This is a genomic window from Haliscomenobacter sp. (assembly GCF_965225875.1).
Classification (GTDB): Bacteria; Bacteroidota; Bacteroidia; order Chitinophagales; family Saprospiraceae; genus Haliscomenobacter.
This window is the reverse complement of the sequence record NZ_CBDDBS010000003.1, coordinates 2523510-2535367: the sequence shown is the minus strand read 5'-3', so window position 1 is coordinate 2535367 and position 11858 is coordinate 2523510. Positions and strand designations below refer to the sequence as shown.

General features: G+C 46.3%; 7 protein-coding genes. 3 read left to right on the top strand and 4 right to left on the bottom strand.

Going from position 1 to position 11858, the window contains the following annotated elements:
* Window positions 1-159 precede the first annotated feature (159 nt).
* Window positions 160-7152, top strand: a complete 6993-nt coding sequence (locus tag ACO08K_RS30285; RefSeq protein WP_421800248.1) for a T9SS type A sorting domain-containing protein — start codon at window positions 160-162, stop codon at window positions 7150-7152.
* A 273-nt stretch (window positions 7153-7425) separates the two neighbouring features.
* Window positions 7426-8169, top strand: a complete 744-nt coding sequence (locus tag ACO08K_RS30280; RefSeq protein ID WP_421800247.1) for a DUF5602 domain-containing protein — start codon at window positions 7426-7428, stop codon at window positions 8167-8169.
* A gap of 65 nt (window positions 8170-8234) precedes the next feature.
* Here ACO08K_RS30280 and ACO08K_RS30275 read toward each other — a convergent pair whose 3' ends face one another.
* Together ACO08K_RS30275 and ACO08K_RS30270 are read right to left on the bottom strand one after the other, a co-directional pair.
* Window positions 8235-9461 (bottom strand): MFS transporter, encoded by a 1227-nt coding sequence (locus tag ACO08K_RS30275; protein WP_421800246.1) that lies wholly within the window; start codon window positions 9459-9461, stop codon window positions 8235-8237.
* 59 nt (window positions 9462-9520) lie between these two features.
* Window positions 9521-9802 (bottom strand): hypothetical protein, encoded by a 282-nt coding sequence (locus ACO08K_RS30270; protein ID WP_421800245.1) that lies wholly within the window; start codon window positions 9800-9802, stop codon window positions 9521-9523.
* A gap of 103 nt (window positions 9803-9905) precedes the next feature.
* Here ACO08K_RS30270 and ACO08K_RS30265 point away from each other — a divergent pair, with 103 nt between their 5' ends.
* A complete protein-coding gene (locus ACO08K_RS30265) occupies window positions 9906-10586 on the top strand; it encodes a MarR family winged helix-turn-helix transcriptional regulator (RefSeq protein ID WP_421800244.1) in 681 nt (226 codons plus the stop codon).
* A gap of 35 nt (window positions 10587-10621) precedes the next feature.
* Here ACO08K_RS30265 and ACO08K_RS30260 read toward each other — a convergent pair whose 3' ends face one another.
* Window positions 10622-11062 carry an SRPBCC family protein gene (locus tag ACO08K_RS30260; protein WP_421800243.1) on the bottom strand — a complete coding sequence of 147 codons (441 nt, stop codon included), beginning with the start codon at window positions 11060-11062 and terminating at the stop codon, window positions 10622-10624.
* A gap of 74 nt (window positions 11063-11136) precedes the next feature.
* A complete protein-coding gene (locus ACO08K_RS30255; protein WP_421800242.1) occupies window positions 11137-11823 on the bottom strand; it encodes a helix-turn-helix transcriptional regulator in 687 nt (228 codons plus the stop codon).
* Between the last annotated feature and the right edge of the window lie 35 nt (window positions 11824-11858).

Genomic DNA, 11858 nt, shown 5'->3' with positions numbered 1-11858 from the left:
TGGCAATTTTTTATGATTACAAATGCTTTACTGAGTCTTTTTTTAACATAAGAATTGCAATTTTTCATATTATTGTGCTCTAAAGTTATTTAAACAAATCAAAGTCTCATGATTAAGCTGTATTCACTGCAAATAAAGCTATTCTACCGTTTTAGCTGTATGCTATTAGTGCTATTCACCTTGTTGTTGCCCTGTACCAGAAATCTGGCACAATCTACGTTTAACACAACTCCCGTGCGCGCCAAAATGGCAGCAAGTAGAGTTGGGCAAATACAGCGCCTTCAAAAAGGGGAAACGCCCCAGGGCCTGGAAGCGTGTAGTTGGCAAATGATACAGGAGCAGATCAAAATGAGCAAATTCAAAGCCCATTCAGATGGACGGGGAGGCTATTGCAGTGTCAACCAGGATCATGGATTCCAAATTATCTATGGCAAAGACGGTAGTACTAGGCTGAGCCCACGAGGTAAAAAAGAAGTCAATTACAGCGTTTCGCTGCGTCTGAAAGGTTTGGGTTACCAGAAACTAGAGTTAGTGGATAAGCCTCAAAGCTTGCAGGTTACCGACCTTGGCGCAGAGACTGGGAGTAAGGTAAGCTATCAGTGGAACAAAAGACTCAGTGAGTGGTGGATCAACGATTCAGAGGGACTGGAGCAATGGTTTTACTTGCAATCTGCGCCTGGAAAAGCCCAGGCTGGGGAGCAGCTACGCCTACGCATGGAATTGGAAACGAATATGTTGGTCAAACAAAAGGGAAATCAACTCCTATTGGAAAAAGCAGGTACGCGCCTGAGTTATGACAAACTTCGGGTATGGGATGCTAAGGGAAAAGAACTAGAAGCTCAAATGGCTTGGGACGGGACGAATCTTGATCTGCTGATTACAGATGCAGCGGCTGAGTACCCTTTGCTGATCGACCCCAGTTTTACGCAGCAAGCCTACCTCAAGGCCTCTAATACAAATGCAGGTGACGAGTTTGGCTATTCCGTAGCGATCTCTGGAGAAACCATTGTGGTTGGAACATATCAAGAAAGTAGCAATGCAACAGGGGTCAATGGAGATCAAAGCAATAACAGTGCCGCTGCCGCTGGAGCAGCGTACGTTTTTGTACGCAGCGGAAGCACTTGGAGTCAGCAAGCTTACCTCAAGGCTTCTAATACGGAGGCTGGTGATTTCTTTGGCTATTCCGTAGCGATCTCTGGAGAAACCATTGTAGTGGGAGCTCATCGTGACGACAGCAATGCGACTGGGGTCAATGGGGATCAAAGTAACAACTCTGCTTTTAATGCTGGAGCAGCGTATGTTTTTGTACGCAGTGGAAGCACCTGGAGTCAACAAGCCTACCTTAAGGCTTCAAATACGGAAGCCGGTGATATCTTTGGCTATTCCGTAGCAATCTCTGGTGAAACCATTGTGGTTGGAGCAAATGGTGAATCCAGCAATGCGACTGGGGTCAATGGGGATCAAAGCAATAATAATGCTATTTACTCGGGAGCAGCATATGTTTTTGTGCGCAGTGGGGTTGCTTGGAGCCAGCAAGCCTACCTCAAAGCTTCTAATACTGAGGCAAATGATGGCTTTGGCTATTCCGTGGCGATCGCTGAAGAAACCATTGTGGTGGGCGCAAATGCTGAATCTAGCAATGCGACTGGGATCAATGGGGATCAAAGTAACAACACTGCTGCTAATGCTGGTGCAGCGTATGTTTTTGTGCGCAGTGGGAGTATATGGAGCCAGCAAGCCTATCTTAAGGCTTCTAATACGAACAAGGGTGATTGGTTTAGTAGATCTTTAGCAATTTCTGGGGAAACAATTGTGGTGGGAGCGTGGTTTGAATCTAGCAATGCTATCGGGGTCAATGGTAACCAAAGTGATAACACTGCTGCTAATGCTGGAGCAGCTTATGTTTTTGTACGCAGTGGAAGCACTTGGAGTCAGCAAGCCTACCTCAAGGCTTCTAATACAGACGCCGAAGATTATTTTGGCTTTTCCGTAGCGATCTCTGGGGAAACCATTGTGGTTGGGGCATATCAAGAAGCAAGCAATGCAATAGGGATTAATGGGGATCAAAGCAATAATAATGCTATTTACTCGGGAGCAGCATATGTTTTTGTGCGCAATGGAGGCTCTTGGAGTCAACAAACCTACCTTAAGGCCTCTAATACGGGTGCATTTGATAAATTTGGCACTTCCGTAGCAATCTCAGAAGAAACCATTGTGGTAGGAGCCGTGCATGAAACCAGCAATGCGACTGGAATCAATGGAGATCAAAGTAACAACTCTGCTATTGGTGCTGGAGCTACGTATGTGTTTGCTGTATCCCCTTGTACCGACCCTGTCGGTAGCATCAGCAGTAGCCCTTCCACGGTTTGTGAGGGTGGCACAGTAGACCTTCGTTTCACGGCAACAGGTATTGGGCCTTTCAGCATTGTAGTCAATGGTATAACTTACGACAATGTGATCAGTGGGCAAACCTTTGCAACCTTAACCGAAGGAGTAGATTTTAATGGGTCTACAACATTTACCCTGAACGCCATTACCAGTGCCGAAGGGTGCAGTGTGGAAGGCTTGACACAGGAAATTTCAGTGCGGGTTCAGGATACCAAAAATGTCAGTTGCCAGGATGTAACGGTGACCTTGGGTGGAAATTGCCAATTTGAATTGACCTCAAGCCTGGTTTCCGAAGGAGCGCTGGATTGCGGTACGGTACGCGTAATGGACAATAACCCCAGCAACGGCAATATAATCGATTGCGCCGGAGTATGGACCTACGGCTTGTTCGACGCCTTTGGAAACATCATTTGCTGGGGCAAGGTAACTGCTGAGGACAAAACGGCCCCAATCCTGGTGTGTGCTCCTGCTGATGTCACTTTGGATTGCTACGATGTAAACTACGTGTTGAACAATCGCCTGACGATAGGCAATACCAATGCAACGAGCTCCCCACGGCCAGCAGCTACCAGCCCTCAAACGATCAACAATGCAGAGGGTGTAGCAGGCATAGGCGACAATTGCCAATTGGGCTTGGCTCCTCCTTCCCTGGTTTCTGACAACATCAAAAACCTGGGCTATGCTTACTTCAAAGACAACTGCTATAGCTGTGGTTGCCGGATTACCCTGAAGTGGAGCGATAAGGTAGTGTTCTACAATTGTGATGACATGAAGGTAAATGGGGGCATCTATGCTACCATTTCTCGCGAATGGGTAGCAACTGATTGCAATGGCATGAGTTCTGCTTATGTGCAAAAAATACAGTTCAAACGTCCCGATGTACGTGATTTTGTATTCAAGGATGCCAATCCAGAAGGCAAATACGATCATGTTATTGAGTACAACGCTTGTACTCCCGACAAGAGCCTGATCAAGAAGGAAGATGTAACGCCATATGTATGCAGCTACTTCAACAATCCTCCTTCTAACCCACGTTGTTTGTTCATCGACCAGGTTGAGTGCAACTATTCTGTATCGATCAAAGACACTGAGTTCCCAATCTGTGGTGGTAAAGGTGTGAAAATTGATCGTGAATTGTATGTATTTGACTGGTGTGCAGGTGGTATCGTAGATACTTTCCACATCCTGATCAAAATCGGTGATTTCACTGCTCCAACTTGTGAGTATGCACACGGTGCTCCTTATGACATTTCTACTGGCCCAATGGATTGCACAGCAGCCATTCCAGTAACTGTTGCGGGCATCAAGAGTGCTTTTGGGGTAACGATCAAAGACAACTGCAACCTCGGTAACATCAGTGTAAGTGTGTACACAAAGGATCGCTATGTAAAAGGTATCCTTGTGTACGAAGGCCCAGAAGACCCCTTGTGTGAAGATCACTGCTTGCTTTGTGGCAAACAGGGAGAACTGAGAGGGGATCACGATGGTTACCAATTGGGCGCCTGTGATAAAGATAAAATCTGCTGGGATAAAGTTGAGTATGCCGTGATGAACGGCATGATGATCGGCCTTCCAGTAGGCAAACACCTAATGGTGATTGACGCTTTTGATGGTTGCTACAATGCTTCTACTTGCTGCTTTGTGTTTGAAGTGAAGGATAAGATTGCACCTGTAATGAAGTGTGACGATGACTTGCATGTCACTTTGAGCAATGCCAATGGCTACACCAATGGTTATGCTCAAGTTAGTGCTGAGGACATTGACGAAGGCAGCTGGGACAACTGCAAACTGGCCTGGATTGCTGCTCGCCGTAACGTTCCAACTTCATGTGCAGCTAGCTTCATTGCCAAAGGATACGACAGCAACAACAACGGCAAACTGGATCCTCTGCCAGCTGATGGCGACTGGACCAAAGCAGACGGTTTTGACCGCAACGGCGACGGCGATTTGGCGGACTTCGGTGAAACTTTCATCCTGAAGGGTGGCAAGTTGATGACTCCGCTGGCTGATTTTGTGGAATTCTTCTGCTGCGACCTCGCTGAGCGTGTAACGGTGGAACTCTGGGGTGAAGACGTTTACGGCAACACCAACTACTGCTGGATGGACCTGCTGATCGAAGACAAAGTGGCTCCAACTTGTTTGGCTCCATGGGATGTCACCGTTTATTGCGATGACAAAAACCTGGCTTCTATTGACAGCAAAGTAGGATCTGCGGCTGCCTTTGGCGATATCACTATCCCATCTGGCAACGATTGTGCTGCTTTGGATACGGTTTACACTACTGAGAAGAAATTGAAGTGTGGCGCAGGCTATATCGACCGGATCTGGACTTTGACCAAAGAAACGGTTAAAGGTCCAATCAGCGTAACTTGCAAGCAACGCATCCACATCCTGCCCGTATACGAATACAACATTTGTTTCCCTAAGGACGTGTCTACCGATTGTAAAACGCCAATCATTGATACCGTTATCACCGACGAATTGGCTTGTGATATCTTGGCTGTAAACGTAAGCGACAAGCGTTACGATGCCTCGGATGATGAGTGCTACAAGATCTTCCGTACTTACTCCGTAATCAACTGGTGTACTTATGACGACCGTTGTGGTGACCCATTGGAGCAAACAAATATCCACGTTATCGATCGTGGTGTGTTTGGTAACTATGGTAAAGACCCAATCTACTTGTTGGTTCGTGACCGCGAAAACAACCGTCGTGATGGCGATGAGGAGTTCTGGATTTCTAAGGACTTGACCGTAAGCCCTACAACTGACCTCCGTGCTTATCCATACTACTGTGATGAATCAGAAGAATACTACCACAGCTTCATCTATACTCAGATCATCAAAGTATACGATGACACTCGTCCGGTTGTAACTGGTGACCCTGCTGAGTTCTGCATTCGCGAAGGCGCTGATTGTCTGGCTAACCTGAAAATGGTGATCACTGGTAAGGACAACTGTTCTGACAAAGTGACTCTGGAAACGCAGTACCTGATGATTGCTCCAGGTCAGACTTTGGATGCCAGCAAGATGATCCTGTACTCTACTCCACGCTGGAGCACCAAAGATTTGGGCAACGGCCAATTTGAGATCAACGTCGCCAACCTGCCTGAAGGCAAGCACGACCTGATCGTAGTGGTACGTGATGAGTGTGGTAACCTGAGTGTTGCAACCCGCATTCCATTCACCGTCAAAGACTGCAAAGGTCCAGCACCAATCTGTATCAATGGCTTGAGCACAGGCATCATGCCTGATGGCAATGGTGGCGGCATGATGGCAGTATGGGCATCTGACTTCGTTGCTTCTAAGATTTACGATTGCAACGGCCAAGGCCCAGAAACCAAGGATGGTTTGAAACTGGTGACCAAGTACTCAATCAACCGCGTAGGCCAACCAGCAAACAAAGACCAGACTGGTTTGAACTTCACTTGTGCAGATATCGCCAATTCGCCAATTTTGGTTGAGCTACACGCTTGGGACAATGCGGGCAATCACGACTTCTGCATCACTTTTGTAGAACTGATCGACAGCCGTGGGGTGTGCCCAGGTTCAGCGAGCGGAGTGAACATCGCGGGTACCATCAGCACTGAAGGCAATGCCAATCTGCAAGGGGCCAGCATCACCCTGAGCGGCGCAGCTTCGCAAAGTGCCACAACAGCAGCCAATGGTGGTTACTCCTTCGTCAACCTGGCGAAAGGTGGCGACTTCACGGTGACACCACAACTGGACAAAAACCACCTGAACGGGGTATCTACTTTTGACCTGGTGTTGATCCAAAAGCACATCCTGGGTGTAACGGCTTTGAACAGCCCATACAAAATGATCGCTGCTGACGTGAACAACTCCAAGACGATTTCGACCCTGGACTTGATTGCCCTGCGCAAATTGATCCTCAACATCGACACCCATTTTGCGAACAACACTTCCTGGCGTTTTGTAGATGCCAGCTACACCTTCCCGAATGCCAATAACCCCTGGGCTGCGGCATTCCCAGAAGTGGTGAGCATCAACGACATTGCCAGCAACGTGGCGGCTAACTTCGTAGCCATCAAAGTGGGAGATGTGAATGCGAGTGCGAGTGTGAATGGAGCGACGAGTGCAGAAATCCGCACCAGTGAGGACTTCAAACTCAAGACTCAAGAGCAAAACCTGAAGGCAGGCAATGAATACAAAGTGAGCTTCAGTGCAGAAGACTTGAAAAACATCCAGGGTTATCAATTTGCCCTGACCCTGGATCAAAGCAAGGCGGAGCTGTTGGACATTGAGTATGGAGTAGCCAAGGCGGAGAACTTTGGGGTGTTCAAAAACGAAGGGATCATCACCACTTCGTGGAACAGCAAATACGAGCCGGGAGCATTGTTTACGCTGGTATTGAGAGCGAAGGCGGATGCGAAGTTGAGTTCAGCCCTGAGTTTGAACCGCTTGGTATCGCCAGAGGCATATGACCAGAACAATGAGAACCTGGGCATCGCCTTGAACTTTGAGGGTATCCAGGCCACTGAAGCCTACGAACTCCGTCAGAACACCCCGAACCCCTTCAGCAATGAAACGGTGATCGGGTTCACGCTACCAAAGGCACTGAAAGGAACCTTGACGGTGCGGGATGTGAAGGGAGCATTGATTTACAAAGTGGAAGGCAATTACACTAAGGGCAATAACCAGGTGAGCTTGAAGAAGAGCCAACTGGGGGCCAGTGGGGTCTTGTACTACACTTTGGAAACAACCGAGTTTACTGCGACTAAGAAGATGGTGATTTTGGAGTAGCAAATCTGAATTGTATATAACATTGCGGCCCTTAGTCATTCATTTGGCTAAGGGCCGCTTTATTAAGAGCCATTTCGAGTATTGATAGTCGTTTTTATTCCACTACAAGTGTATTATCTAGCTTTCAGTTTAAAAAATGCTACACCAGCAAACCTATTAGAGACGAGATCAAACCCTTTTTACCATCCCATAAGCTAGTTTTGCTTTCACAATTAATACGACTCCTTCCATTCAAGCATTTTTTATTTGTACAACTGTTTAAATTGTAATTCAATGAAAAACCTATCACTCGTGTTGCTGCTGGCTGTATGGCTATTCAGTAGTTGCGACAAAGAAGAAAGCGATTCAAGCTTTAAAGGAGCGGAGCAAACCCTTGGTAATGGAAAGGCTTATTCCTGGGTCAAGTTTTCTGCTGATGACAAACCAACTTCAATTGGTTTTACCCTGACAAAAGGTGCACTGGACAATTTACCCCATCCTGGAGTAGCGCTGGTGTTGAGTATTCCCAGTGAAGCTGCCGGGAAAATCCCTTTTGACCACATTATGCTTGATTACCTCCATTCTGGGCATGAACCACCAGGGGTGTACGATGTAGCGCATTTCGACATGCATTTTTATTTGCAACCCTTGAATGAGCGTTTGGCTATTCCATCCTACGGGGAAAAAGCAACTAAATTTGACAATCTTCCGCCAGCGGATTACATCCCTAGTTCGTACATTCGTTTGCCTGGTGGAGTACCCCAAATGGGTGTGCATTGGGCGGATCCTACCTCACCAGAATTGTCGGGCAAAGGTAAGTTTACAGAAACCCTGATCTTTGGGTCTTATGATGGGAAATTAACCTTTATGGAGCCAATGGTCACTTATGATTTTCTGAAATCAAAGCCTAATCTGACCAAAACCATGCCGTTGCCCAAGAAATTTGACAAAGCGGGTTATTATCCTATGACTTACAGCATCAAGCAAGTAGGAGATAACATTGAGGTGAGTTTAGACAACCTGATGTTGATGCAATAAAAATAGAAAGGGTCAGATGGTAACACCTGACCCTTTTTATTTAGATCACAAGTTTAGACTAGCGCTTAATGCGCAACACTTCCTTTCACCATCCGGTGAATGTTGTACATCAATCCGATCGCAACGATCATGGTAACGGCTACCACATACCCTAGCATGGGATAGTTTTCCAAGTGGCCATCAGCAGCCTGATGTACAATCATGCCCGCAATACCCGAGGCAAAACCACCTGAAATTTGCGAGATAGAAGCATTGATGCCCATAAATGCGCCCCGATCAGCTGGTGCAGGGATCGCACTCACCAAAGCAGTTGACGAAATCATCCGTGAAGTGATGCCGATGAACATGATTACACTCATCAAAATGATGATCCAAAGGGGCGTAACTCCAAAGTTGCAATAGATCACTACAATGATAATGGTAAGGATTGACCCGCCAGTAAACACCTTTATACTTCCCACACTATCACTCAAACGCCCCAATAAAGGGCCGGCAATCATCGAACAAATGCCCGTCACCAAATAAATGATGGGCAACTGGTCAAAAGTAACCCCAAGGTTGTTAATGGAAAAAGCACTGCCAAAAGGCATCAGCATAAAACCACCGGTGGCCAACAAAATGGTGCCCGCAAAGCCTTGCAGGTAACGGGGTTTGGAAACCGTTTCCCAAAGATGGCTAAAGGCCGAATTGTCTTTTTGCAAAGCAAGGTGGGCATTGATGGGTTTCAATTTGAGTACAATCACCACAAACATGGGTACACAAATGGCCACAATGAGCAAAAAAGGAGCATGCCAATCAAATAAATTGGCAAAATACAGGCTGATTGGCAGGCCCAAAACCTGACTTACCGCAAAAGCCATTTGGACAAAACCCATCACTCGTCCCCGCATTTCAAGCGCGAACAAGTCGGTGATGATGGCAAAAACAATCGAGCCAATTACCCCTCCAAAAATTCCAGTCACAATACGTGCCAGCAATAAAAGAAAATAAGTAGGGGCGATCCCGCAAAGCAGGGTGCCTACAATAAAGCCGGCGTAAAAAAACAGCAAGAGCTTTTTGCGGTCGAAACGATCAGCAAAACCAGCAGCCAGAATGCCCGAAGCTCCAGCACTAAAAGCATAAGCGGAAACAACCAGGCCAAATTGGGTGGTAGTAATGTTCAATTCTTCCAGCAATTGTGCACCCAAAGGGGACAACACCATAAAATCAAGAATGATGGAAAATTGCAGGAGCGATAAAATGGCGATTACAAACCATTGATAAGGTGTGAATTTTAACAATGCAGATGACATAGTAATAGGGTGCCGAAGCAAATGTGGCATTGGATTGAAGCAAACCAGTACCTAGGTGGTTAATCGGGTAATTCCTCAATGAAAAAACCCATGGATTGAACAGCGTGGATGATGTCTGGCCAGTTGTTTTTGTTGCTAACTGTGCGCAAAATACGGTCACAATCACTGAGGTCCACAGTGGCACGGGTGACTAAACCATCTATTTTGAGCTGGTTACAAACGCGATTTGCTTCCGGGCGTTTGTTGATGTTCGTTTTGAAGACGCCAATCTTGGGTGGTGTTGGCGTTTGGGAAGCGGAATTCTTTGGGAAGGTGACGGGTTTTTTTGCAAGCAGATACATCGAAGCCGAATTAATTGCAACAAATATAGGACGGGTCCGTGAAAAATACAAATATTTCGATGTATTTTTGATGAAATTGTGACGAAACCGATATATTTGCAACATGAATAAAACAGTGCAATTAGTGAATGAATGGGGTGCTTTTGAAGCAGCTCATCCTCAGGCCGAAATAGAGGAGTTTTGTCGGTATTACCTCACCATACAAAGGTCCAAGTTGGATCTTGGCGAAAATTTTGTTGGTAGAGGAACTCCGCCTATGCCAGCTGCCTATTTGATGAAACTCATTGGGTACATTGCTCGTTTGTTTGAAGTTTACATCACCAGAGCATTATCCGACCTTCCATCAATCAAACAATCCGAGGATTTTTTTTTCTTAAACTTCATTTACCATTCCGGTGAGTGTCGCAAAACCGAGGTTGCTCAACAACAATTGATGGGTGTTTCGACCGGGATTGACACCTTAAACCGCTTGTTGGCCAACGAACTCATCGAAGAAAGAACCGATCCCAGTGACAAAAGAGCTCGTTTGGTCAAGGTCACTGAAAAAGGAATTGAAGTTTTACACGAGTGTTATCGTCGGGCTGGGGTAGTCAATAATCTGATTTTCCACGACCTAAGTGTGGATGACATCAAATTGTGTATTCAAATGTTGCGTGGGGTAGAAGCTAAACATTCGGCATTAGCAATTGACTTGCGTGAACTGCCGATTGTAGAAATGTATGAAAAAGTACTGGGGTGCAAACCGGAGACAATGAGTAATGGAAATGAAAGCACCAGTAGGTGAAATTTAGTTCCAGCTACTGGTGCTTTTTTTGAAATTTAAACTTTTACTTCCAACATCTCTTTCATCGTACCTAGTAAGTATTGCCAGTTCTGCTCGCTGTGTTCCATCACTTCAGCGGAACGGATGTTGTCCTGTTCAATGGTAATCAAAGTACCATGCTCAATTGGCTCAAAAGTATAGGTGATGGTTTGGTAGTTTTCAGGTAAGTCGGGCAGTTCTGCGGCGGCAAAGCTACTCCAGTAATTGTACTTGATCACATGGGGTGGGTCAAACTGCAATACGGTGCCATGGTCTTCAAATTTCTGCTCTTCCCATTCGCCCTGATAAATGATGGGTGTACCAACCTGCCAGGTTGTAACCAGTTCTGAATCCCAAAAGAGCTTTTTTACGGATTCGGGTTCACTGAGTGCCGCAAAAACTTTTTCAATGGGTGCGGCAATTTCCATACTGGTTTTAAGCACAAACGGATACTTCATCTGGATGATTTTTTGACAAAGTTAATCCCATCCACTGACAACCCTATGGCAGTCGCTCAATACCTTTTTTTAATTTACCATTTATAGACATCCACCTGGTATTCGCTGAGCGCAATGTGGTCGGATTTGCGGAAAGGATCGGTGGTCGAAACCAGCTTCTGAATCCGTGATACCCGAAAATCCCGGTATTCTTCGCGCTTCCAGCACCAAGCTATCAGATGCCAGTTGAGCGAATAAAAAATGAGCCCAATGGGTTCAACCTCCCTATAACTGGCCTCTTGAACCGCATTTTCGTATTGCAGCCGCAGGATGTTTTTGGAAACAATCGCGGTTTGAATTTTTGCCAAATAGTCGTAATCATTTTCCAAACAACTCGGACGCAGCGCCTGCACACTCTCGTGCATCTGTTCCATTTTGTCCTTTTGGGCGCTTTTGAGTACTGCTTTGACTTTGTTGAGAGCAGCTGCATAATGACGGCGGATACCCTGATCGGCAAAACGCATGACCAAAGGCTCCATCAAGGATAAGGCATTTGCCTCTTCATTGCTAAAAATGACGGGAGGCAAAAAATACCCTTGCATCACAAAATATCCCTGGCCGGGCTCAAAGCCAACCGGAATCCCGATCTCGTCCAAAGCCCGGATATCCCGGTATACAGTGCGTACGCTAATTTCGAAGCGTTGAGCAATGGCTTCGGCGCTGAGGTGTTTTTTGGATTGCAGGGCGGTGACTATGCCCATGAGCCGATCTACCCGATTCATGTCGACAGAATTTGAGGTGAAAATATCCTAAAAAT